22 protein-coding genes are annotated in these 23,798 nt (G+C 46.3%); 9 read left to right on the plus strand and 13 right to left on the minus strand.

Annotation, left to right across the window (positions count from 1 at the left end; translation table 11 throughout):
- Positions 1-46: 46 nt before the first annotated feature.
- Together AEA42_RS20810 and AEA42_RS20815 are read right to left on the minus strand one after the other, a co-directional pair.
- Entirely contained in the window at positions 47-496 is a 450-nt protein-coding gene (locus tag AEA42_RS20810) for a protein disulfide oxidoreductase (protein ID WP_172588067.1), read from the minus strand.
- A 124-nt stretch (positions 497-620) separates the two neighbouring features.
- Complete coding sequence (locus tag AEA42_RS20815) at positions 621-1,235, minus strand: acyl carrier protein phosphodiesterase (RefSeq protein WP_037428216.1); 615 nt, start codon at positions 1,233-1,235, stop codon at positions 621-623.
- A 188-nt stretch (positions 1,236-1,423) separates the two neighbouring features.
- Here AEA42_RS20815 and AEA42_RS20820 point away from each other — a divergent pair, with 188 nt between their 5' ends.
- The 9 genes from AEA42_RS20820 (at position 1,424) to AEA42_RS20860 (ending at position 9,647) form a co-directional block, all read left to right on the plus strand.
- Positions 1,424-1,630 (plus strand): hypothetical protein, encoded by a 207-nt coding sequence (locus tag AEA42_RS20820; RefSeq protein ID WP_037420254.1) that lies wholly within the window; start codon positions 1,424-1,426, stop codon positions 1,628-1,630.
- Between the two features lie 64 nt (positions 1,631-1,694).
- Entirely contained in the window at positions 1,695-2,732 is a 1,038-nt protein-coding gene (gene queA, locus AEA42_RS20825; protein WP_037428218.1) for a tRNA preQ1(34) S-adenosylmethionine ribosyltransferase-isomerase QueA, read from the plus strand.
- Between the two features lie 161 nt (positions 2,733-2,893).
- Positions 2,894-4,018 (plus strand): tRNA guanosine(34) transglycosylase Tgt, encoded by a 1,125-nt coding sequence (gene tgt / locus AEA42_RS20830; protein ID WP_011622165.1) that lies wholly within the window; start codon positions 2,894-2,896, stop codon positions 4,016-4,018.
- Between the two features lie 26 nt (positions 4,019-4,044).
- Positions 4,045-4,377, plus strand: a complete 333-nt coding sequence (gene yajC, locus AEA42_RS20835; RefSeq protein ID WP_037428220.1) for a preprotein translocase subunit YajC — start codon at positions 4,045-4,047, stop codon at positions 4,375-4,377.
- A gap of 17 nt (positions 4,378-4,394) precedes the next feature.
- Complete coding sequence (gene secD / locus AEA42_RS20840; RefSeq protein WP_037428225.1) at positions 4,395-6,245, plus strand: protein translocase subunit SecD; 1,851 nt, start codon at positions 4,395-4,397, stop codon at positions 6,243-6,245.
- 12 nt (positions 6,246-6,257) lie between these two features.
- Positions 6,258-7,205, plus strand: a complete 948-nt coding sequence (secF, locus tag AEA42_RS20845; RefSeq protein WP_037420245.1) for a protein translocase subunit SecF — start codon at positions 6,258-6,260, stop codon at positions 7,203-7,205.
- Between the two features lie 261 nt (positions 7,206-7,466).
- Positions 7,467-7,784, plus strand: a complete 318-nt coding sequence (locus AEA42_RS20850; protein ID WP_037420242.1) for a DUF2007 domain-containing protein — start codon at positions 7,467-7,469, stop codon at positions 7,782-7,784.
- A 320-nt stretch (positions 7,785-8,104) separates the two neighbouring features.
- On the plus strand, positions 8,105-9,016 hold the full coding sequence (locus tag AEA42_RS20855) for a bifunctional precorrin-2 dehydrogenase/sirohydrochlorin ferrochelatase (RefSeq protein ID WP_055648740.1): 912 nt from the start codon (positions 8,105-8,107) through the stop codon (positions 9,014-9,016).
- 85 nt (positions 9,017-9,101) lie between these two features.
- Complete coding sequence (locus tag AEA42_RS20860) at positions 9,102-9,647, plus strand: YaeQ family protein (RefSeq protein ID WP_037420235.1); 546 nt, start codon at positions 9,102-9,104, stop codon at positions 9,645-9,647.
- A 44-nt stretch (positions 9,648-9,691) separates the two neighbouring features.
- Here AEA42_RS20860 and AEA42_RS20865 read toward each other — a convergent pair whose 3' ends face one another.
- The 11 genes from AEA42_RS20865 to AEA42_RS20915 form a co-directional block, all read right to left on the minus strand.
- Entirely contained in the window at positions 9,692-12,121 is a 2,430-nt protein-coding gene (locus tag AEA42_RS20865) for a S8 family serine peptidase (protein WP_055648741.1), read from the minus strand.
- Positions 12,122-12,706: 585 nt separating this feature from the next.
- Positions 12,707-13,105, minus strand: a complete 399-nt coding sequence (locus tag AEA42_RS20870) for a rhodanese-like domain-containing protein (protein ID WP_037428230.1) — start codon at positions 13,103-13,105, stop codon at positions 12,707-12,709.
- Positions 13,106-13,130: 25 nt separating this feature from the next.
- A complete protein-coding gene (locus AEA42_RS20875; protein ID WP_037428231.1) occupies positions 13,131-13,343 on the minus strand; it encodes a DUF2892 domain-containing protein in 213 nt (70 codons plus the stop codon).
- Between the two features lie 41 nt (positions 13,344-13,384).
- Positions 13,385-16,627, minus strand: a complete 3,243-nt coding sequence (locus AEA42_RS20880; protein ID WP_055648742.1) for an efflux RND transporter permease subunit — start codon at positions 16,625-16,627, stop codon at positions 13,385-13,387.
- A gap of 35 nt (positions 16,628-16,662) precedes the next feature.
- A complete protein-coding gene (locus AEA42_RS20885; RefSeq protein WP_055648743.1) occupies positions 16,663-17,676 on the minus strand; it encodes an efflux RND transporter periplasmic adaptor subunit in 1,014 nt (337 codons plus the stop codon).
- 186 nt (positions 17,677-17,862) lie between these two features.
- Positions 17,863-18,579, minus strand: a complete 717-nt coding sequence (locus tag AEA42_RS20890) for an SIMPL domain-containing protein (RefSeq protein ID WP_055648744.1) — start codon at positions 18,577-18,579, stop codon at positions 17,863-17,865.
- A 157-nt stretch (positions 18,580-18,736) separates the two neighbouring features.
- On the minus strand, positions 18,737-19,123 hold the full coding sequence (locus AEA42_RS20895) for a VOC family protein (RefSeq protein ID WP_055648745.1): 387 nt from the start codon (positions 19,121-19,123) through the stop codon (positions 18,737-18,739).
- Positions 19,124-19,223: 100 nt separating this feature from the next.
- Positions 19,224-20,510 (minus strand): outer membrane protein transport protein, encoded by a 1,287-nt coding sequence (locus AEA42_RS20900; protein ID WP_055648746.1) that lies wholly within the window; start codon positions 20,508-20,510, stop codon positions 19,224-19,226.
- 339 nt (positions 20,511-20,849) lie between these two features.
- Positions 20,850-22,301, minus strand: coding sequence for a sodium/proline symporter PutP (putP, locus tag AEA42_RS20905; protein WP_037428237.1), 1,452 nt, complete (start codon positions 22,299-22,301; stop codon positions 20,850-20,852).
- A gap of 158 nt (positions 22,302-22,459) precedes the next feature.
- A complete protein-coding gene (locus AEA42_RS20910; protein ID WP_055648747.1) occupies positions 22,460-23,164 on the minus strand; it encodes a DUF3379 domain-containing protein in 705 nt (234 codons plus the stop codon).
- A complete protein-coding gene (locus AEA42_RS20915; protein ID WP_037420204.1) occupies positions 23,157-23,720 on the minus strand; it encodes a sigma-70 family RNA polymerase sigma factor in 564 nt (187 codons plus the stop codon). The genes AEA42_RS20910 and AEA42_RS20915 overlap by 8 nt, the downstream gene beginning before the upstream one ends.
- Positions 23,721-23,798 lie beyond the last annotated feature (78 nt).

The following is a 23,798-nucleotide window of genomic DNA, read 5'->3' on the forward strand; positions in this document are numbered from 1 at the left end:
AAATATCAGTTACTAAGCAGTATATTCTCAACAATGTCATGGGGCATTAAAACTGCGCTAACCATAATCTAAACTTCATCCCCCAGGTAGACGTTACTCCTGAGGTAACGTAACGAATATTTCCTTGCGTATCGATAACATAAATGGCTGGAAATGCCATCGCGCCCCAGAGAGCACTCTGCGTTCCACTATCATCATTAAGTACCGGAAAGTGATATTGATGTTCATCCATAAAGGTTTGAATCTCACTATCACTACCTGAAGCAACGGCGACTGAAATCACCCGATGATTTTGGCTGATGGTCTCAACCATCGGCGATGTTACGCGGCATACTGGGCACCAGGTTCCCCAGAAATAGACTAATGTTGGCTCAGTTTGGGCTGTATTAAGTGCAAACTTGCCGCCATCAATGGTAATACCGCTTAATACTGGCGCTTGGCCTGTGACCATATCCCGTTGTAAATAGAGGCTTACCCCATAGAGCAGTAGCGCCATAATGGTTAAATCCCTAAGCTGCTTTAGCCAAAATCGAGGGCTTTGCAGTTTTTGTTTCCATCCCTTTGGATGAGGTGATTGCTCCCTTGAGCTTGCTCTTATCACTGAGATGGTCTCCTCGGGATTATTCGGGTAAATAGTCACTCGGAGTTTTACGGCTCCAAATACGGGTATAGGCCATCAACTGGGGGTAGAAGGTACGAAAGGCGGTTTCTGTCTCAATCTGCATTTGGGCTAAAATTTTATCCGCACCGTTAAATAAGGCACTGTGCGGATGACCTTTGGCCCTTTGGGTTAATGCCTGTTGAATGCCCTTAGGTGTGGCGTACCCGTTTAACCAATCTTGACGGCGCATATCGGCGATAATGTCTAGGCATAGCTGAGGGTGATACACATCGCTTTGCGCGGCAAATTCTGCCAGTTCACTATAGGCTTTTTGGCTAAAATCAGGCAGTGACAGATGATGATATTCTTCCCAGTAGAAGGCTAAATAATAATCGAAACTGATGAACATCAAATCTGCTGCTATACTTGTTAACTGTTTAGGAAACAATGCGATGAGTTCTTGAGTCAACTCATGGGTCGCACAGAGCTGATTGATTTCATGGTTTAACCACAGTCCTTGGCGTAGTGCTTGTGGGGCATTGTCTATCGACGCGGTAATAAAATTGCCTGCTAGATTGGCACCAAGGTGGGTTTTACTGATATCAGCCAGATGTAAGTGTGTAAGAATGTTCATTTTTTGTGCTTGGTTAATCGCGTTGGTTCACGTTATCATGGGCAGGCGCGCTGAGGAAAGTGCAAATAGGCAAAAATCGTGTGCTTTTGTAAGGTAGTGCTAGATTCAGCATTTCTAACAGGAGTGTAAATGCTGATGCTAAAGACAGAAAATGCGCTAATCAACTAACCTGTTAAGGATCATGGACGATGTGGAACTGGTTCATCAAAATGCTTGGTAAAGACGAGCGTCCCAAACGTAAAAAAATGCTGGTTGATATTCCCTATGAGCAACATAGTTTCAGCATCGATCATTTTGCTCGCACTCGGGCTAAATATGATGTGGATGACGCATTGAGCTCAAATACGCTCAATGAGCAGGATGCAGTGACCGATATGGATATCGTGAACAAGTAATCTTGATCTTATTGGCCTCTAACCATAGACTAGCCGCCGTTCTAAGCTATCTAGAGGCCTTTGCATGCGCGTAACAGACTTTTCTTTCGATCTTCCCGACGAACTTATCGCTCGTTATCCCATGGCGCAACGTACGGCGTCACGTCTGTTAACCTTAGATGGCAATACTGGCACGCTCGCCGATAAACAGTTTACCGATCTGCTGGAGATGATTAATCCCGGCGATTTAATGGTATTTAACAATACCCGGGTGATCCCAGCACGTTTATTTGGCCAAAAGGCCAGTGGTGGCAAACTCGAGATTTTAGTTGAGCGTATGCTCGATGATAAACGTATCCTCGCCCATGTGCGCAGCTCTAAATCCCCGAAAGTAGATAGCATTATTCATCTCGACGGCGGTTATGAGATGAAGATGGCTGCTCGCCATGACGCCTTATTTGAACTCGAACTCTTATCCGATCTCACAATTTTAGAAGTGCTCGAAGCAGTAGGGCATATGCCATTGCCACCTTATATCGACCGTCCCGATGAGGATGCCGATAAAGAGCGCTATCAAACCGTGTATAACCAGAACCCCGGTGCGGTTGCCGCGCCTACGGCGGGTCTACACTTTGATGATGTCATGCTTGAGGCATTAAAAGCCAAGGGCGTAAATATCGCGTTTGTGACCTTGCACGTCGGCGCAGGCACCTTCCAACCCGTGCGCGTCGATAATGTGCTCGAGCACAAAATGCATTCTGAGTGGGCCAATGTGCCGCAGGATGTGGTGGATTTAATTGCCCAAACGAAAGCGGCAGGCAAACGTGTGGTTGCTGTGGGCACGACGTCTGTACGTTCACTGGAGAGTGCGGCCCGTGCAAGTGAAGGCGAACTTAAAGCCTTTAGCGGTGATACCGATATCTTTATCTACCCTGGGTATCAGTTCCAAATCGTCGATGCCATGATCACTAACTTTCACCTGCCGGAATCGACGCTCATCATGTTGGTTAGTGCCTTTGCCGGTTTTGATCATGTTATGGCGGCGTATCAACACGCAATCACGCAAAAATATCGCTTCTTTAGCTATGGCGATGCCATGTTTGTGACGAAAAAAGCTCACTAGACCAAGATTTTGTTTTAAAATAGCCGCCCACATTGAGTTTGGGCGGGTATTTTTTTCAGCCAAAGGTTGAACCTTTTTGAACTGTCCCTATCTCTATTGTTAATCAAAATGGCGCTTGCCATTAAAAATGTAGTCAGACTGTTTATCTGGCGAGGTGAATGATGAAATTTGAACTTGACACTACCGACGGCCGTGCGCGCCGTGGTCGCTTGATTTTTGAACGTGGTACAGTGGAAACCCCAGCATTTATGCCTGTAGGGACTTACGGTACGGTAAAAGGGATGACGCCAGAAGAAGTGCGTGCTACTGGCGCCGATATTCTGCTCGGTAACACTTTCCACCTGTGGTTACGCCCTGGCGAAGAAATCATGCGTAAGCATGGTGACCTTCACGATTTTATGAATTGGCAGCGTCCTATTCTGACCGATTCGGGCGGTTTCCAAGTGTTCAGTTTGGGTGACATTCGTAAGATTACTGAAGAAGGTGTGCATTTCCGCTCGCCAATTAACGGCGAGAAAATCTTCTTAGATCCTGAAAAGTCAATGCAAATTCAACATGCATTGGGCAGTGATGTGGTAATGATTTTTGACGAATGTACTCCGTATCCAGCAACCGAAGATGAAGCGCGCAAGTCAATGCAGATGTCACTGCGTTGGGCTAAGCGTTCACGCGACGAGTTTGACCGCCTGGAAAACCCCAATTCATTATTTGGGATTATCCAAGGCAGTGTTTATGAAGATTTACGCGACGAGAGCTTAAAAGGCTTAGTCGAAATTGGTTTCGACGGTTATGCCGTCGGTGGTTTGGCCGTAGGTGAGCCTAAGGAAGACATGCACCGCATTCTTGAGCATGTCTGTCCACAAATTCCTGCTGACAAGCCGCGCTATCTGATGGGGGTCGGTAAGCCAGAGGATTTAGTTGAAGGTGTGCGTCGTGGTATCGACATGTTTGACTGTGTGATGCCAACCCGTAACGCCCGCAACGGCCATCTGTTTACCAGTGAAGGTGTCATCAAGATCCGCAACGCGCGTCATCGTGATGACACTTCACCGCTCGATCCTAAGTGTGATTGTTATACCTGTAAAAATTATTCACGGGCGTACCTTTACCACTTAGATCGTTGTAATGAGATTCTGGGTGCGCGTTTAAACACCATTCACAACTTGAGATACTATCAAATGTTAATGGAAGGTTTGCGCGGTGCGATTGAGACGGGTACATTAGACGCCTTTGTGAAGGACTTCTATACCAGTCAAGGTCGCGAAGTACCAGAGTTAGTCGATTGATTTTTTGCTAATAAGAAGAGAAAACTATGTTCATTTCAAATGCATATGCAAATGCTGCTGGCACTCCACAGAGTGGTGGCACTATGGAATTGATTTTCATGCTGGTGATTTTCGGCCTGATTTTCTATTTCATGATTTTCCGTCCGCAATCGAAGCGTGTTAAAGAGCACAAAAACCTGATGTCATCACTTGGAAAAGGTGATGAAGTGCTGACCAGCGGCGGCATTTTAGGCAAGATTGCAAAGATCAGCGATGACAATGACTACGTGTTACTGAGCTTGAACGACACGACTCAAATTACAATTAAAAAAGATTACATTGCAGCTGTATTGCCTAAGGGCTCTATCCAGTCGTTGTAAGCCAAGAGGGCTCAGGCGTGTTAAATAAATACCCAATGTGGAAGAACATTATGGTGATGTTTATCATCGCCATAGGTTGTTTCTATGCCGTACCTAACCTGTTCGGTGAAGATCATGCGGTGCAAGTAGTGGCGACTCGAGGTGCTGAAGTCACGGCATCTACCCAAGCCAGAGTGAACGAGCTGTTAGCCAGTAAGGGCATTGCGGTAAAGCGTTCTGAGCTTGAAAAAGGCCAATTGTTGGTTCGCGTACAAAACGCGGATCAACAATTGTTGGCCAAGGAAACTATCGCCGAAGACTTAGGTGATAAGTTTACCGTAGCACTTAACCTTGCCCCTGCAACACCTAAATGGCTCGAGTCTATGGGTGGTAGCCCAATGAAACTCGGTTTGGATCTTCGTGGTGGTGTGCACTTCCTGATGGAAGTGGACATGGGCGAAGCCATTCGTAAGATGGAAGAAGCCAAAGTGGCTGATTTCCGTTCACAATTACGTGAAGAAAAAATCCGTTACGCGGGCATTCGCAACAATGCTCAAGGTATCGAGATTAAATTCCGTGATGCTGAAAGTTTAGCCAGTGCAGAACGTTTCTTAAAATCTCGCAGCAACGATATGGTGTTCACCGATGTGAGCAAGGGTGAAGATTTTGCCCTGCAAGCCGTGATGAGCGAAACCTATCTCAAGCAGATTAAAGAAGAAGCGTTGCAGCAAAACATTACCACTATCCGTAACCGTGTGAACGAGTTAGGGGTAGCTGAGCCTGTGGTACAACGCCAAGGTGCTGAGCGTATTATCGTTGAGTTACCTGGTGTACAAGATACCGCTCGCGCCAAGGAAATTTTAGGTGCAACCGCATCGATTGAATTCCATATGGTGGACGATAAGGCTGACCCTAATGCGGCGCAATCTGGCCGTATACCCGCGGGTTCTGAGGTGTATCAACGCCGTGAAGGCGGTCAAGTGGTGCTGAAGAAGGAAGTGATGCTAACGGGTGATCATATCACTGGCGCACAACCCAGCTTTGACCAATATAGCCGTCCACAGGTAAGCATTAACCTCGACGCTAAAGGCGGTACCATTTTTTCTAATGTGACTAAGGACAATATCGGTAAACCGATGGCGACCTTATTCATTGAATATAAAGACAGTGGTGAACGTAACGCCGATGGCAGCGTCAAAATGCTGAAAATCCAAGAAGTGATTTCAGTAGCGACAATTCAAGCACGTTTAGGCCGCAACTTTGTGATCACTGGGTTAAGCCACGGTGAAGCACAAAACCTCGCGTTATTGCTACGTGCGGGTGCTTTGATCGCGCCAGTATCGATTGTGGAAGAGCGTACCATTGGTCCAAGCCTAGGTGCGGAAAACATCGAAAGCGGTGTGCAAGCCATGATCTGGGGTATGGCAGTCGTGCTTATCTTCATGTTGGTTTACTACCGCAGTTTTGGCTTTATCGCCAACTTGGCCCTAACGGCCAACTTAGTGATGGTGGTTGGGGTGATGTCTATGATCCCTGGCGCCGTGTTAACCCTGCCAGGTATTGCGGGTATGGTGTTAACTGTGGGTATGGCGGTTGATGGTAACGTACTGATTTACGAGCGTATCCGTGAAGAGTTACGTGCTGGTCGCAGCGTGCAGCAGGCCATTCACGAAGGTTACGGCAACGCATTCTCTACTATCGCCGACGCTAACATTACTACCTTCTTAACAGCATTGATCCTGTTCGCCGTAGGTACGGGCGCGATCAAAGGCTTCGCAGTGACCCTGATGATCGGTATTGCGACATCAATGTTTACCGCTATCGTGGGAACCCGCGCAATCGTTAACGCGATTTGGGGCGGTAAGCGCGTGAAGACGCTGTCTATCTAAGGGGAAGCGATAATGTTAGAAATTTTATCTTTAAAACGTACGGTTAACTTCCTCCGTCATGCGCTGCCTATCAGTATTATGTCGGCCATTTTGGTATTGGGTTCGCTTGTTTCTCTGGCGACTAAGGGTATCAACTGGGGCTTAGACTTTACTGGCGGTACTGTGGTTGAGATGGAGTTCACTCAACCTGTTGATTTGAACGTGTTGCGTACAAAACTGTCATCGCCTGAATTAGATGGCGCGATTGTGCAAAACTTTGGTTCAAGTCGCGACGTGTTAGTTCGTCTGTCGGTGAAAGAAGGCGTGAGCAGCGATGCTCAGGTTAAATCTGTGATGACAGCTGCTCAGCAAGTGGATGCAGGCGTTCAACAAAAACGGGTTGAATTCGTCGGTCCTCAGGTGGGTAAAGAACTGGCTGAGCAGGGCGGTTTAGCCGTGTTAGTTGCACTAATCTGTATCATGATCTACGTTTCGTTTCGTTTCGAATGGCGTTTGGCTGCGGGTTCAGTCGCGGCATTGGCCCATGACGTGATTGTGACCTTAGGGGTGTTTTCAGTATTTCAACTGGAGTTTGACCTAACAGTATTAGCTGGTGTGTTAACGGTAGTCGGTTACTCACTGAACGATACCATCGTGGTATTTGACCGTATCCGTGAAAACTTCCTCAAGATGCGTAAGAGCGATCCTGAAGAAGTCGTGAACGTTTCAATTACCCAAACCATGAGCCGTACCATTATCACGACGGGTACGACGCTGGTGACAGTTGTTGCGCTGTTCCTGAAGGGCGGCACCATGATCCATGGCTTTGCGACCGCACTGTTACTGGGTATTTTCGTTGGTACTTACTCTTCTATCTATGTGGCGAGTTTCTTAGCGATCAAACTCGGCATTTGCCGCGAGCATATGATGCCAGTTGAGATAGAGAAAGAAGGTGCAGATCAACCACCGATGATGCCGTAAATTGGTCTCAAATTAATCTATTTTAGATACCAATATTGTTAATAAAAATGCCACTTTTAAAGTGGCATTTTTTTCGCCATGATTACGCGCTTTCGATAATCTGCTATCAAACTCACAACTTTATAGTGACTAATGCTGTAAAACGTAAATGTTAAATTGATTAACAACTGGCGTAAAAAACAGCACTCGACAGGCTCAGTTATTTCACTGTAGGATGTCGGCTGCCGCTATTTTTAAAAGATAAATGCAGTAGGAAGTCGCATGGAAGAACGTAAAACATTAATTGCTGGTGGAAACCTATTACAGGCCCATACATGGAAGGGATTATTAGAAGCCTGCGGTATTCATGTGGAGTTGCGTGGAGAGGCCTTGTTGGGTGGCGTCGGTGAGTTACCTGCCAATCTTCACAATGTTGAGCTTTGGGTTCGAGAGTCGCAGCTGGCTAACGCACAAGCGCAATTAAGCGGCTTGGATGTGGTTAGTCCCCAATGGCAATGTGTACAGTGCCATGAGATGAATGAGGGCAGCTTCGAATTGTGTTGGCATTGTAGTGCTGAGCGTAGCGAGAGCCATAATTAATTTACTCATCAATCCATCTATCGTCGGGATCCATATTCCCGACTATCATTGCATATTTTTATTTAGATAAAAATTTTCTAACTTATTCATATTATTAAGTATTTATTGTTGAGTATCGTGTTAATCTACGCTGACTTATCATTTAGTTAGTACGATAAGATATGCCTGCATTATTCTGTCAGATAATGCGTTTATTCATAATGTTGAGTTAACGCTGTTTAGAATCAGAGCCTTGATTTTTATAGGCCAAAACAGATGTTAACCCTGTGCATGAAAATAATTGAAGTTTGTTTTTACTCAATATTTATTAGGCTTATACGATGCAATATTTCCCGTTATTTATTGATACCGTTAATCTGAATGTTCTGCTTGTTGGGGCAGGGGATGTAGCGAGTCGTAAACTTGCCTTGCTGACGCGTACCGAAGCGAATATCCATGTTATTGCGCCAGAGGTAAATTCTGAGGTGCAAGCCTATGCTGATAAGGGACGGATATTATTGTCACAACGATCAGTCGTGCAGGCTGATATTCAAAATTACGATCTTATTTATCTCGCAACGGCCAACGATAAACTCAATAGTGAATTAGCGACCTTAGCCACTGAGCGTGGCATTTGGGTTAATGCCGTGGACAATCCCGCTTTTTGCCGTTTTATTACGCCGTCCATCGTGGATAGAGGGCGCCTTGTTGTGGCGATCAGTACGGCAGGGGCCGCGCCTGTATTTGCCCGTACCATCCGAGCGAGATTAGAAGCCAGTCTACCGCAATCCTTGAAACCGCTATTTGACTTTGTGGCCGACAAACGTCTCGAAGTACAACAACGCCTCACCAAAACCGCGACACGTCGATTATTTTGGGAACGTTTTTTCGATACCAATGGTGATAGGTTTGATGCACGTACGCTAGAGCATTACCAAAATGCTTTTAACCATATCGTCAGCCGTGGAGAAATCCTGTTATTGGATGAGGCTACCCCCGTCGAGTTATTGCCGCTGGCGGCCATGCCGTTACTGCAACGCCTTGACTGGATTTATAGCCAAGAGACCTTAACGGATGAATTATCAGAATTCGTTCGCCGTGATGCTAACCGCGGCGGATTACTCGCTCTGAGCGAAATAACTCACGAATATGAGCAGGGCACAAGAATGCTGATTGTTGCCGATACTCAGAAAATTAATCAGCTAAAGGCCCACTTTCCTGTCGCGAAGCATTTACGCCCCGGGGCGATTTAGTCTTCTTTATCGTAGTTTGTTTGAGCTGACGGCGAGTCTTAGGTAGACTCGCCGTTATTTTTTATCATTAAGCTTAGGATTTACTATGGCGCTTAAAGCGACCGTGTTTAAGGTCAATCTTCAGATCGCTGATATGGACCGGGGATATTATCAAGATCATCAACTGACGTTAGCTCAGCATCCTTCGGAAACCGATGGTCGCATGATGGTGCGTTTGCTGGCTTTTATCCTCAATGCTTCCGAGACCTTAAGCTTTACTAAGGGATTGTGTGTGGATGACGAACCCGAACTGTGGGATAAGAGTCTCTCAGGGGAAGTAAACCTGTGGATTGAGTTTGGCCAAGCCGATGAAAAATGGCTGCGTAAGGCGAGCGGCCGCGCGAAAGCGGTGCAGCTGTTTACCTACGGCGGACGTAGTGTTCCTATTTGGTGGAAACAGAATCAAGCGGCATTAGAGCGCTATAAAAATTTGAAAGTATGGAATATTGCCGAAGAGTCAGTGACGGCGATGGAGGCGTTAGTGAGCCGCACTATGTCGCTGCAAGCGTCTATCAGTGAAGGGCAAGTCTGGCTATCTGACAATGAGCATAGTCTGCTTATCGAACCAGAGATGCTTAAGGATTATCAATAATAAAAGAGCCTGTGATTGCAGGCTCTTGTGTTAATTCGCTGTGATTATTGGAATTTCAATTCCCAGCTATCGATATAGCCTACGTCACCACGGCCGCTATCTACCGCTTTAAGTTTCCACACACCGCTTGACTCAACGCCAGTCATATCCACTGTGTAGCTCTTATTGATATTATCTGCGCCTGCGCCAGTGTTGCTATGCAGTGTTGCCGTTTGGCCTGTAGGGCTGATGAGCTGCACTTTTAAGTCACCAATATAAGGGTGAACAATATTCACCACGGCAGTCACTGTGCCTGAGTTACCCGTGCGAGTAACTGTGATTGGGCTCGTGATACCTGTGGTCTTGTTATCAGGAATATTGTAGTTATCGGTGTTGGTGTAGCTTGCTGGCGTGGTAGGAGTACCACCACCGCTTTGGGCTGTGTAGCTTGCGGTTAATGATACACCGCTAAAGGCTGAATAGCCTTTCACCATCGCGTAGTAAGTACCAGATTGAACGTTGCTGATTGGGCAAGATTCACTGTTACCACCTTTGTATGGACGGCAATCGTAGTTTGAGGTCGTTGGCGCTGCGCCGTACTGTACGTACAGATCCGCATCACCCGTGCCACCGTTCATCACAAAGCCTAAGTTAGTTGCACCCTGTGGTACTTCAAAAGAGAAATGCAGTTCTTCACTGGCGGCGCCGCTTAGACCTGTTTTTGGCACACCGTTCACTAACACGCTGTCAGTTGGTGTAGGGTCAACCGGATCCGTAGGACCATTACAGGACGCATCTAAGAAGGTTTTCGCTGCAACGGCATTGACCAGACCATAACCATAGTAATCATCACGGCCAGCTGTGCCTAAGTCTTCAGCCGTTTGCTTGAGTGCATTACGCACCTGAGCAGCGCTACATTCTGGGTGATAGCTCCACACTAAGGTTGCTACGCCTGACACATGTGGAGTCGCCATCGATGTACCGTTGTAGTACTCGTAGTCTTTATTACCTTGGTTGCTTACGGTAACGGTTGCACCTAACTGGTTACGCAGTGCTAGACCGGTTGCACGGTCAACAGACACTGACACCATGTTGATTTCGCTGTTAGCATCGACCAAGAAGGGGTTTTGTAGTCCAGGTAAGGCGGTGTTACTGTACACGATAACAGCGCTAGCGCCCGCATTCTTACAGGCTTTTACCGCATTGATTTCTGGATAAGAAGTGCCTTGGTTACCCACTCGCTCAACTAGACAGACTTTGTTGGTCATATTGCCGCAGTTGAAGGTTGAGCCGCTAACCGTACATTCGGCTAAGGTTGCGGTTGCCGTGCCATTGTATGGATTGGGCGCATAGTTAGTGCCTGATGGCGTAAAGCGATTGTGTGGCACAACGCCGGAGTTAAAGTATGACTGACCACCGATAGTAATATCGGCTAAACGTCCTTCACCGCGTGTAACGGTAGAGAGAATGGCTTCACCAGGACCAGAGATCTCGACTTGGTTGGTGTATTGCGAGAAGGCTGAGTGGTCTTTGTGATTATCAACAGACGCTACTGACATTACCGCATCGTACGAAGCGGGGTAGCTATGGGTATTGTTACCATCGTTACCCGCGGCTGCAATCAAGAGTACGCCGTTATTGTAGTGGGCGGCTAAGGCATTGCGCTCGGTTGTACTTGAGCCTGCGCCACCTAAACTCATGGTGACCACATTGGCGCCATTATTAACACAGGTATCGACCGCCGATACGAGTGAAGATGAGTAACCCCAGCCAGCTTCATTAAATACTTTAATCACATGGATATTGGCATTTTGATTTGGCATCACGCCAATAACGCCGTCGTTGTTGGCGATCGCTGCGATAGTACCGGCAACGTGGGTACCATGGGCATTGTTATTGCCAGGTTCAAACCAATTACCGGTGCCGGAGTTATTGGTGCCTGTGACATTGTTACCGCTTAAGTCGCTGTGACCACGGTCATAACCTGAGTCGATAATACAGATGGTGCGGTTACCCGCTTGGCTATCGCTTAATTGGGTCGCACCCACAAAGGTTTGTCCCCAGGGTGTTGTTTCGTTTAAGAGCCTACGTGGCATGTCTTCTTCCACATATTCCACATCGGCGCGGGCTCTTAATGCCTTAATGCCATTGTTATCTAGCTTGACCGAGTAGCTGTTACTGCGGCCGATACGCTTCATTTCTTTGGCTTGCGCCTTGTTCAGCACACTGTGCTGGGCGCTAATTTCAGCCACTTTAGGCTGGTAGTTCATGGTGGTGGGTAATTGGTCGCTGACTTGAGCACTATCGACAGACATCAGAGCGGGAGCATCGGCATTTTTAAATTTAACGATATAGCGCTTAGGCAAAGGAGAGGTCTGTGCTTGCATCGCTGCGTTGAAACCCGGTACGTCGGGGGCAGCATGAACACTTGCTGAAATTGCAATAGCTAAGCTGGATAAACTCAGGGCTATTTTAGTGGTTCGGTTGATTGTCATGTTTTTCTTCCATGTTCAATTTAGAGTTAATCATTATTATTTTGTGCTTTTAAAGAATAACTACGACTCAGATGCTACTCGGTTAGTGAATTTATCTTTCGTGTAAGTATTTGTAAATTAAATGTTAATGGTATGGCGGTTGGTAAAATTGTCTGAGGTAATAAGCGAATTTATTGAATAAATAATCAATTGTTACAACTTGTAACGAATGTGTTGGCACTATTTATGTTTATTTATGTGGAAAAGGTGAATAAGTAAAAGTGAATTCTAGCGGCTTCAACAGCGAATAATGAGTTAAGGGTATTGTTTAAGTGGTTGAAATTTAAATTTATAATTTTTTGGAATTAAAATGTGAGAAATCTGTAGTGTTTTTCGGTGTTTGATATTGAGTTTAATTCAAGTGATTGATTATGCAATTTTATTGAGTTAATGCGTCGGCAGTTTGGCATTTGCCAATTTATTGGCTTTTATGCATGAGCGCAACAGGATAATCGACTAGTGAGTGGTGGGTGAGATACATGAATCTCGGCAGAAATATAAAAAAGCGCCAACAGGCGCTTTTCCATCGTGAATCGAAACAGCAAGTTACTCTGTTTTAGGCTGAGCGTCGGCTAAGGTCTGATAACCGCCACCGTTATAGGTTTGAGTGTAACCCGCCGCGACTAAGGCTTCGGTCGCGATACTGCTGCGTCGACCGCTGCGGCAATACAACACCACTGGCGCATCTTTGGCGATACCGCGTTTAGCGAATTCTGCGGCGACTTGCTCAAAGGGAATATTAACCGCATTGGCTAAATGGCCCGCGGCAAATTCCTCAGGGGTGCGAACATCAAGCACCATGGCCCCAGCAGCGATTTTCTCCCATGCTACTTGAGGCTGTTGATCTGCCGCATTTGCTGCATGAGGTACTATGGAGAGTGACAAAAGACTCAATAGGGCTACTCCAAGTAATTTTTTACTGCCAAACAGTAACTTGTTAAACACTGACTTTCTCCTTTGCAAATCTGCATTAACGTTGTTTAGCGATTTCAGCTTCGGATTTGATGCCGAGTTTGCGTAATACCATTGCCGCTGGGCAAAAACCCGTGAAAGCGCTTTGGAATAGGTTAGCGCCTACGAAGGCGGTTAACCACAAAAAGTTATGGTGAACAAAAGCGGTTAATACCAAAGACAGTAACACCATAAATCCGGCAAAGGCCATAATGCTGCGTTCGAGTGACATAGCTTGCTCCTAGAGGCAGCGCGATGGCTGCCTATTGTGGGTTAATCGGCTGTTTGAGTTAAGTTTATGCGATTTTTCATCGCCGCGTAGTAAAGCACAGGGATCACGATTAGGGTCAGTAAGGTCGAGATAAAAATCCCGAAAATCAGACTGATCGCAAGCCCGTTGAAGATTGGGTCGTCCAAGATAAACAGGGCGCCAATCATGGCCGCTAAAGCGGTCAGCATAATCGGCTTGGCCCGCACCGCACCCGAGTGGATGACAGCGCGCTCAAAGGGCACACCTGAGGCGGTTTCCTGATTGATAAAATCCACTAATAATATCGAGTTACGGACAATAATCCCCGCTAAGGCAATCATGCCAATCATCGAGGTGGCGGTAAATTGTGCACCAAGCAGGGCATGACCCGGCATCACTCCAATCACCGTCAGTGGGATGGGCGCCATAATGATAAGTGGCACGAGATAGGATCTAAATTGGGCGACGACCAATAAGTAAATTGCAATCATGCCCACGGCATAGGCGATACCCATATCTCTAAAAGTTTCATAGGTGATCTTCCATTCCCCGTCCCAAAGTACGGCGACAGAGTCTAAGCCTGTTGGTTGGTGGATATAATGCTGATCGAAACCTAAGCCACCGTCGCCGTCGATTTTGCCTGCCATGTCAAACATGCCATAGAGCGGACTGTCAAGCGGGCCAGCCATATCGGCAACCACCATCACCATAGGGATCATATTCTTATGGATAATAGGGGCATCGATTTTACCGCGCTTGATGGTCACCAGCTCAGACACGGGCACGGATTGCCCAGTTTGGCTTTGTAACTTCATGTTTAGCACTTGCTCTAAATCGATTTTCGCCCCTTCTTGCAGTTGCAGGCGGATAGGCACGGGGTGTTTTTGCTGAGCAATATGCAAGTAGCTTACATCCTTACCGCCCACTGAGGTCGCAATTAAATCAACGATATTGCTATAGGGCACCGCCATCAGGCTAGCTTTCGAGCGGTCGATCATCACCTGCCATTTTTGCTGTGCTGCGGGTAAGAAGATATCAATATCGACCACATCTTGAGTCTCACGGAACAGTGACTGCAGATCATAAGCTGCTTGTTCACGAATCGCAGGACTTGGGCCATAGACTTCGGCCACAATCGGCGACCAGACTGGTGGGCCTGGTGGTACTTCAACCACTTTTATATTGGCTTGATATGGCGCACCTATTTGCTGTAGTTCCTCTCTCACTGAGAGTGCAATGCTATGGCTATCGCGTTTGCGATGCTTTTTATCGACTAAATTGACCTGAATATCACCTAGTTCTTGGCTATTACGCAGGAAATAGTGACGCACTAAGCCGTTAAAGTTCATTGGCGCATTGGTGCCAGCATACAGCTGCAAATGTTCCACCTCAGGCACAGTGGCAAGGTAACGACTTAAATCCTGAAGTACGCGTTGGGTTTGTTCCACTGGTGTGCCTTCTGGCATGTCCACCATCACTTGGAATTCTGACTTATTATCGAAGGGCAGCATCTTTAACACCACGAGCTGACCTATGGGCAAGGCCACGGCGATACCGATCAATACAAATACACCCGCAGCGAGTCCAATCCGTGCTTTACGGGCGCCTTTACCTAATAGGAAGGGGCCAATTAGACGGGTAAACAGGCGCACCATTTTACTTTCATTTATCACGGCATCGTCGCTGTGGACAGTTTCGGTCGCTGGGCCACTATGGTGTTTGAGCAGCTTACGGCTTAGCCAGGGTGTGACCACAAAGGCAACCACAAGGGAGATCAGCATGCCCATACTGGCGTTGATGGGAATCGGGCTCATGTATGGGCCCATTAGTCCTGACACAAATGCCATGGGCAGCAGAGCGGCGATAACCGTAAAGGTGGCGAGAATCGTCGGGCCGCCGACTTCATCCACCGCAACGGGGATGAGTTCACTAAAGGATTTTTTACCCAGCGCCATATGCCTGTGAATGTTTTCCACTACCACAATGGCATCGTCGACCAAGATCCCGATGGAGAAAATCAGCGCGAAGAGTGACACTCGGTTGAGGGTAAATCCCCACGCCCATGAGGCGAATAGAGTGATCGCCAAGGTGATAATAATGGCGACACCGACCACTAAGGACTCGCGTGCGCCCATGGTTAAAAATACCAATACGACAACGGCGCTGGTGGCAAAAATCAGCTTAAGAATAAGGGTGTTAGATTTATCTGCCGCCGTCTCACCATAGTTGCGCGAAACAGTCACTTCGACATTGCTGGGGATCAACACATTCTTGACCTTAGCAATGCGCGCGAGGGTTGCATCGGCGATATCGACAGCGTTTTGCCCTGGTTGCTTACCTATGGCAATCGTCACCGCAGGATAAATATCTGTCTTGTCACTGTGCCAAACGCTTTGAGTGGGAATATCACTCTTTAAACTGATGTCGGCGATATCGGCCAAATAAACCGGGGTAGGCCTGCCGTTTTTATCCTGCGAAATACTCACAACGAGCTGTTTTACATCGTCTATTGTTTGTAAAAATTGCCCAGCCTGAACCTTAATCTCTTGATTACCTTGTACTAAAGACGCAGGCATCGAGATGTGATTATTGTCATTTAGGCTTTGTCTCAACTTGTCGTAGGTGAGATTAAAGCTATTCATTTTGGCGGGATCGATGCGTACATTGGCCACTATCTCATGTTGGCCGACGGTGTATATCTCCCGCGTGCCAGGGATACGCTTGATTTCGGTTTCTAACCCTTGCGCAACATGGGTCAATTGTTCGGCCGAGACCTGTTTGTCCTTGGACCAGAGTGTTAGGCTGACAATAGGCACATCATCGATACCGCGTGGTTTAATCAATGGCTCGCCAACACCCGCGCCCTGCGGCAGTTTATCCATATTGGAATAAATCTGGTTGTAGAGACTCACTATGGCATCATTGCGGGTTACGCCGACTTTAAAGATCACAATGATCATGGCGCCATCGGGTTGGGAGAAAGAATAGAGCGTGTCTATCCCTTTGATTTCAGATATCACTTGCTCGGCGGGCAGGGTGACTAAGTTTTCAACTTCGGCCGGAGTGGCGCCAGGAAAGGGGATAAAGACGTCGGCAAAGGTAACGTCAATCTGCGGTTCTTCTTCCTTTGGGGTCACTAAAATAGCAAATAAGCCGAGCAATAAGCCTAAAAGTGCCAGCAGCGGTGTGATGGCACTGTTTTGGAAGGCGGCCGCAATCCGACCCGAAATACCAAGTGTCATCGGAGATTCATTAGCGTGTTTCATTCAACAACCTCATCAAATTGATATCGCTAGGGAATTTATTGCTTTTGCTCAAGCAACACTTGGTAAGCATCCATGGCGACAATATCTCCAGATTTAAGTCCTGCGAGTATTTCCACTTCACCATTGACAGGTTCTGATACTCGTACCTGAGTGAGCACAAATTGCTCGCCTTTTTTCAGGTAAACGCTACTGAGTTCATTCATAGTGATTAGCGCTGAGGTCGGTAGCTGGATTTTTTCTCGCTCGCCATTTTTAAACAGCGCCTTGGCCCAAGTTCCGGGTTGCAGGTTAGGTTCATCCTTTGGCAGGTTAATCCGCACTTGATAGCTATGGCTCACGGGATCGGCAAAGCTAAAGATGGTGAGGTCCTTAGAGAGGATTTCACGACCATCATTTAAGCGTACTAAAAATTCTGGGGCGTTTTTTAGCTGTTCAATATAGCGTTGTGGCACTTGGGTGATAGCGCGCATTTGGCTTGGTGAAAATCCAGAGAGTAGCGGCTGACCGACAATCACTGTTTCACCTAATTCGACTAAACGCTCGGTAACAATCCCGCTAAATGGAGCCGATACCACAGTATATTTGAGTGACTCAGTCGCCTTGATAACCCGCGCCTTAGCCGCACTCACGGCTTGTTCGGCAGCTTTAGCATTGGCGGTTGCTTCATCCATAGCGCCTTTTGAAATCGCGCCTTGGGGAAAGAGTTCTTTGTAGCGTTTATATTGTGCCTGCGCCTCCACATTTAGTGCGGTGGCTTTGGCGAGATCTGCTTCATAGCTTGCGAGTTCAGCGCCTTGCTCTTTACTGGTGATCTCGAGTAAGGCTGCGCCTTCTGGTACCACATCATTGACATCGTAGTTGAGTTTGACGATACGCCCTGAGGTTTGCGCTGATACCGTGGCAGCTTTTACCGCCTCAATATTGGCATCTAAAGTCACCCAATTCGCGTAGGGTTTGCTCATCACTTCGAGAGTTTCTAAAGAAGATGCCTGCGTCGTGAAGGTAGAAAATGCTAATAATGTGAACAGAGTTCGTGATATTGCTGCCATAACAAATCATCCCAAAAGTAATTCATGAGTAAATTCTAATGGAGTTGGTTTCAATAGGCAATCAATATTTATTAGAAAAATTTAATGTAATCGATTTCACTAATATAGGGGAAAGGCGAATGCGTTTTCCCTTACATCAATCGCCATCGTCATCATTTTTAAGCCGCAATCAGAGCGGCTTAAATATCAGTCGTTTAAATAATAGGTCAGCGTAGAAACAATGCGAATTTGTTTTATATAAGGCGTGCTGCTGTCACGATCGGAAATCGTGAACTGGCCTTGGCTGGCACTCTTAATCTTACCCAGACGCGATTGTGAGTCCTTAGCAAACTTTTCGGCCACTTCCCGCGCATTTTGCGTTGCTTCCTGCACCATGATCGGTTTGACATCATTGAGCGCCGTAAATAAAAACTCAGTGCGGTTTTCATAGTCTTGGCTGGCGATAGCAATGCCTTCTTTAACTAAGTTTATCATTTGCTTACGGGTGCTTAGCATGAGATCAATTTGTGAGGTATAGACAGAGAGATTAATCTTAGCCGAGTAACGATACCTGACATTGGGGTCGACATAGCCTTGGGCCTGACGGTCTTCGATGGATGGCAATGACACCGTAATCTCACTGTCGCTAAATCCACTTTCTTTAAGGAAGGCGACGACTCTGTCGGTTTTTTGCTGAACGGTTTCATAAAGTTTAGGGAGGTTGTTGTCGACCTCAGTAAAGTTAATCGGCCAGATAGCGATGTTGGCTTTGACTTCTTTTTCTGCAAGGCCTTTTACGGTGACTGTGCGTTCTAGTGCTTTCATTTCTAGTAGCGCTGAGCTGGCGCTTTGTCCAACATAAACCATGCCTGCACATAAAAAACCACCGAGCACGATGGCGGGAAGTAGATAATTGCGTTGCATAACAGACTCTCTTGATAGAATTCCTTCAGATACCTTACTTCAATTAGCTAGCTTTGTGCATAGGCAAATGCCTAACACATTCAACTTTATACTAAATGCTCAGGTGTTATTCAGGATTCGCGTCATGCAGTCGCAAAGTGGCTTGTAAGTTAACCTGTTAGCTCATGGGTGGGATTGCGCTAGGTTGCCACAATTCGACTTTATTACCATCGGGGTCAATAAACCAGCCGAAACGGCCGAATTCAGAGTCTTCAATATCGCCGATTTGCTCGCCACCACCCAGCGTGACTTGAAGTAGGGCTTGCTCAAGATCGTCCACGATAAAGTTCACCATAAAGCTTTTATTAGTGGGGGCAAAATAGGTCGTGTTATCGTCAAACGGTGTCCATACATGGTAACTCGGGATGGATTTATCACTATGATAGAACGCCGCGCCTCCCCAGTTTTCAATAGGGATCTCAAGGTGAGTTTTATACCAGGTTGCTAAGGCAACGGGATCGGTACTTTTGAAGAAAATACCACCAAGTCCAATGACTTTTGCCATAAGGGTTATAGAGTGAGAGGAATATGGATTAACTTTAGGCAATAAATACGCAAGATACAAAAAAGCCGCAAAAATGCGGCTTTTTTGTGTTCGAAACAGTTTAGAACTGGTAGCTGTACTGTACTGAGTAGTACATACCGCTTGATTCAGTTACCGCGTTCACAGGGCCTGTGATTGCGCTGTTTTCAATCAGGTGAACTTCTTCACCCTTAATAAAGGCAATACCAAAGTCAAGGGTGTTTTGTGGATTGATGTGGTAGCTCATACCTGCTGTGTACCAGTTACGGTCAGAGTCTGGGAATGAAATCGAACTAATCTCGTCTACAACGCCTTGGTCATGCATATAACCCGCACGAACGGTGAATTGTTCGTTGATGGTGTAAGTACCACCTAAGCTGAATAACCATGAATCTTTCCATTGGTATTCTTTAAGGGCGATATCACCTACGCTTTTAGTGGCGCCTACAGCTGCAATTGTTGCTGTACCGTCTTTAGCTGTGATTTGATCAAAGTTGCCCCACTTACTGTATTGCGCGGTATAGTGCAGTGCAAACTTAGGTGTAATCTGATGGAAGCCCGCAACTTGGAAAATATCTGCTAGCGGTACATCTAAACTATCAAAACTGGTCGTAACAGGAACCGTACCCACGCCAGGTATTGTTGTTGAGGTGATGGTGTTGATATCCCCTTCAACATTGACCGTTGGGCTGAAACGGTAGCTGATACCGAAACGGTTATCTTTATCTAACTCAACAGTGGCACCCACGATACCACCAAATGCCCAGCCGTCTGCGTCTACGTCAACCAGAGGTGTTGCGCCCGCGTTACGGGTTAAACGACCCTCACCATAGACGGCATCTACACCCGCACCGATGCTGAACATATCGTTGATGCGGTAAGACACGCTGGCGTTAAAGTTGACTGTTGTTACTTCTGTTTCACCAAGTAGATCGAAAGGCGCAGCAGGCTTGTTTTTAGACAAAGAGCTTGCGTCAGTACCTGTACCAAAGTTAGAGAATGCCGCAAAACCCACGGCGAATTTATCGTCGATAGGGTGGATGTAGAAAATGTTTGGGATAACTTTAGAGCTACCCGCATCGTCGATGCTGCCTAAGTCAACGGCGCCACCGGCAAAGTTAACGTCTTTAACGTCAACAGTAATATCGGCATAGGTTAAGCCGAAAGAGATCGCATCTTTATCAAATAATGCCATCGCTGCGGGGTTACGCGATAACACGGAAGCGTTGTCAGCAATAACAGCATCACCTGCAAAAGCACGACCCATACCCGTGGCCGATTGACTGTTTAATTGGAAACCCGAAGCGAAAGTCTGTGAGCTCGCCAATGCAACAGCAACAGCAAGCAACGTCTTGTTGAATGATTTCATTATTATTCTCTCATTATTTTGATATTGGATTTTGTTCGGTCCTAGTTACCAGAACAACGCGCAAATCCTTTTATAGTCTTCGGCATGTTAGGGATTGTGTGTAATCTCAACAAGTCCGACCAGATTTAAAATTTGTTAAATTTCAGTTAATTAAAACTGGGTTGTACTTTAGCTTGAACGAATGGTCTGGCCAGATGCTTGGTATCTATGGCTTTTAATTGGTGAGGTGGTTTTAATTTAGGTTAATACTTTGTAATGAGGCGAAGGTTAATAAAATTATACAAATTGTAAAAAGCGTACACTTGTACGCTTTTTACAAGAAGAAGCGATATTCGGCGGTTATAACGCTGACTTAAATTGCTCAAATTCGGCGGTGATTTCATCGCTTGGTCGAGTGAGTTTACTCACAATTACACCGGCGATAATGGCAAACATAAATCCTGGCAAAATTTCATATAAGTCAAAAATACCGCCAGAAAGTTGCTTCCAAAACACCACGGTTAACGCACCGACGATAATCGTTGCGATAGCGCCATTACGGCTATAGTGCTTCCAAAACAGCGACAAAAGCACAACTGGGCCGAAGGCCGCACCAAATCCCGCCCACGCATAACTCACCAGGTTTAATACACTGCTTTCAGGATTCAAGGCGATAACACCGGCAATCACTGCAATTGCAAGTACGCCCATGCGACCAACCATCATAAGTTCGCGATCATCTGCTTTAGGGCGTAACCATTTGCGGTAAAAGTCTTCGGTAATCACACTCGAGCACACCAATAATTGAGAATCAATGGTACTCATAATGGCCGATAAAATGGCCGCAATCAGTAAGCCTCCTATCCAAGGATTAAATGCCGCCTGAGCTAAGTGAATGAAGACAGTTTCGGCATTTGCGAGTGGTTCATTGGCAAAATACAATGATCCCGCCAAGCCTGTCGCTAGGGCACCGAGCAGGGATAAAATCATCCAGCTCATGGCAATTCGGCGTGACACAGGCAGCGCATCGGCACTACCGATCGCCATAAAGCGCGACAAAATATGTGGCTGACCAAAATAACCTAGTCCCCAAGCCAAGAGTGATAACAAACCAATCACGGTAGTTTTATCGCTGATTAATGCCAGCATGGCAGGATCGATAGATTCAATGCCTGCATGACTCTCGGGATGAGAAAATACCGCAAATGGGATGATCAGCAGGGCAATTAACATCAAACAGCCCTGAAAGAAGTCGGTCCAACTCACGGCAAAAAAACCGCCAATAAAGGTATAACCTACGATAATGGCTGAACCTATTACCAAGGCTACGTTGTAATCTAAGCCAAAGACCTTTTCAAATAGAATGGCACCGCCCACCATGCCTGAGGAAGCGTAAAAAGTAAAAAACACTAGAATCGTGATCGCGGAAACCAGCTTGAGATACCCCTGTTTATCGTGAAACCGTTTCTCGAAAAAGTCGGGTAGGGTGAGAGCGTTATCTGCTAATTGGGTATAAATGCGTAAGCGTTTTGCTACAAATAACCAGTTCAGCCAAGCACCTATCACTAAGCCAATACCAATCCACGCTTCACCTAAACCACCTAAATATACCGCGCCGGGTAAGCCTAACAGTAACCAACCTGACATATCGGAGGCGCCAACGCTGAGCGCGGTTACGGCGGGGCCCATTTTGCGGCCACCTAAAATATAATCATCCACAGTATCGGTAGCACGGTAAGCCCAAAATCCAATGCCCATCATCAATACTAAATAGCCAACAAATGTGATTAAAATTGGGGTTTCAATCGTCATATTGTTTTTATCCCATCTTGTTATTATTAAAAGTGGCAAGCATGCTACCAGATGTTTGAGCAAGAACCCATTAGTAGATGGAGATGTGATCGAAATCCGACCTCCGAACGTGAAAAAATATCGGAGGTGGATTTAAGAAAGGTTTATATATTAGTTGGTTATATAAAGGTGTTGTTGATTTCGTCTTTTACAAAGCTAAGGTCTGCTTGATCCTCACCCACAAGCAAAATATAAGCATCGCGGGTTTCAAATCCCATTCCTTTATATTTGCCATCGGCAAAGGTGTTATCCAGCACCATGCGTTTTTCAATCGGCACAATAAACAGTGTGACTTTGCCTTTTTCTGCTTGTAAAACTAAATGCAGACTCTTAACACCTTGAAAATCACAGTAAGAGGTGTAGTAAACTTTGCCTGGTTGTTCGATAAATTTTGCATTTTGAAGGTTTTTCATCGAGGCAAGCTGCGCATTCACTTGGCTGAAATTGACATTCTGATCAACCTGCAATGCCACTCCTTCATGGTAGACATGGGCTAATGCATGCTCAGCTAAATCCACCGGACCTAAACGTAGCAGGCTAAAACTGATGCCCACGATAAAGGCTATAGAGGCAGCCATCGCCACTAAAAAGCCCGTTTGACGGCGCTGTTTGTGGTGTTGTTGTAGTTGTTGGCGTAGGATGAGTTTATCGGCTAAGTCTTCCGGTACTTCCACTTTTAAGGCTTGTTTGAGCTTAGCATCGAAGCGTTTAAGCTCAGAAACTAGGGCCTGATGCTCAGGTTTGGCACGCATTTGCTCAAGAAACTCTGGGTCTTGATTATGAGGATCTTCATAAGCTTGACGTCTAAATTTAAGCTCATCCATTGGATTGACCTCTTACCTCTGTTTTCTCAAGTAATTCTTTCAATTGGTTCCTCGCCCGAAATAAGCGCGTCATTACTGTGTTACGATTCAGTTCCAACAGTTCGGCGATTTCATCCCCACTAAAACCACCAATCAATTGCAGTAGTAATGGCTCTCGATATTCGATATCCAACTTAGCGATTTGCCTTCTCAACCAGTACTGCTCGGTTTGCTCTTCAGTGCTGGAGGCTATGTGATCTTCTAAGCTGTCTTGCTCGACATCGGCGTAATCAAATTGTTTGCGCTCGAATCGACGGGCATTTTCACGTCTTAAAATCGTGATCAGCCAAGCCTTCGCCGCTTTATCATCCTGAAGGGAATCTAAAGAGCGCCACGCCCGCAAGAACGTTTCTTGGGTTATATCTTCAGCAACCGGCTTGTCACCGCACAACCAAAAGGCATAACGGAAAATATCGGCGTGCAGCGCCTTGACTAGGCTGTTATATCGTCGTTGTTTACTCAGCATGTCAGAAGAGACCGCAGGCTCAACGGATTTCTTTCGCCAGTTAGTAAACATTTTTTTGATTTTTTCTTTTTATTTTACGATTCAAAATATTACACCTTATTCATTCGAGTAAGCCGTCGCGCCGTTTAG

The organism is Shewanella sp. Sh95, assembly GCF_001308045.1.
Classification (GTDB): domain Bacteria; phylum Pseudomonadota; class Gammaproteobacteria; order Enterobacterales; family Shewanellaceae; genus Shewanella; species Shewanella xiamenensis.

Bases quoted from the DNA above. Each gene is read 5' to 3' on its own strand.
- AEA42_RS20810 (WP_172588067.1), bottom strand. From the start codon at position 496: ATGGCGCTACTGCTCTATGGGGTAAGCCTCTATTTACAACGGGATATG.
- AEA42_RS20915 (WP_037420204.1), bottom strand. From the start codon at position 23,720: ATGTTTACTAACTGGCGAAAGAAATCCGTTGAGCCTGCGGTCTCTTCT.
- putP (WP_037428237.1), bottom strand. From the start codon at position 22,301: ATGACGATTGAAACCCCAATTTTAATCACATTTGTTGGCTATTTAGTA.
- AEA42_RS20890 (WP_055648744.1), bottom strand. From the start codon at position 18,579: ATGCAACGCAATTATCTACTTCCCGCCATCGTGCTCGGTGGTTTTTTA.
- AEA42_RS20895 (WP_055648745.1), bottom strand. From the start codon at position 19,123: ATGGCAAAAGTCATTGGACTTGGTGGTATTTTCTTCAAAAGTACCGAT.
- AEA42_RS20820 (WP_037420254.1), top strand. From the start codon at position 1,424: ATGTGGAACTGGTTCATCAAAATGCTTGGTAAAGACGAGCGTCCCAAA.
- AEA42_RS20860 (WP_037420235.1), top strand. From the start codon at position 9,102: ATGGCGCTTAAAGCGACCGTGTTTAAGGTCAATCTTCAGATCGCTGAT.
- yajC (WP_037428220.1), top strand. From the start codon at position 4,045: ATGTTCATTTCAAATGCATATGCAAATGCTGCTGGCACTCCACAGAGT.
- tgt (WP_011622165.1), top strand. From the start codon at position 2,894: ATGAAATTTGAACTTGACACTACCGACGGCCGTGCGCGCCGTGGTCGC.
- AEA42_RS20815 (WP_037428216.1), bottom strand. From the start codon at position 1,235: ATGAACATTCTTACACACTTACATCTGGCTGATATCAGTAAAACCCAC.
- AEA42_RS20865 (WP_055648741.1), bottom strand. From the start codon at position 12,121: ATGACAATCAACCGAACCACTAAAATAGCCCTGAGTTTATCCAGCTTA.
- AEA42_RS20880 (WP_055648742.1), bottom strand. From the start codon at position 16,627: ATGAAACACGCTAATGAATCTCCGATGACACTTGGTATTTCGGGTCGG.
- queA (WP_037428218.1), top strand. From the start codon at position 1,695: ATGCGCGTAACAGACTTTTCTTTCGATCTTCCCGACGAACTTATCGCT.
- AEA42_RS20875 (WP_037428231.1), bottom strand. From the start codon at position 13,343: ATGTCACTCGAACGCAGCATTATGGCCTTTGCCGGATTTATGGTGTTA.
- secF (WP_037420245.1), top strand. From the start codon at position 6,258: ATGTTAGAAATTTTATCTTTAAAACGTACGGTTAACTTCCTCCGTCAT.
- AEA42_RS20850 (WP_037420242.1), top strand. From the start codon at position 7,467: ATGGAAGAACGTAAAACATTAATTGCTGGTGGAAACCTATTACAGGCC.
- AEA42_RS20910 (WP_055648747.1), bottom strand. From the start codon at position 23,164: ATGGATGAGCTTAAATTTAGACGTCAAGCTTATGAAGATCCTCATAAT.
- AEA42_RS20885 (WP_055648743.1), bottom strand. From the start codon at position 17,676: ATGGCAGCAATATCACGAACTCTGTTCACATTATTAGCATTTTCTACC.
- AEA42_RS20900 (WP_055648746.1), bottom strand. From the start codon at position 20,510: ATGAAATCATTCAACAAGACGTTGCTTGCTGTTGCTGTTGCATTGGCG.
- AEA42_RS20855 (WP_055648740.1), top strand. From the start codon at position 8,105: ATGCAATATTTCCCGTTATTTATTGATACCGTTAATCTGAATGTTCTG.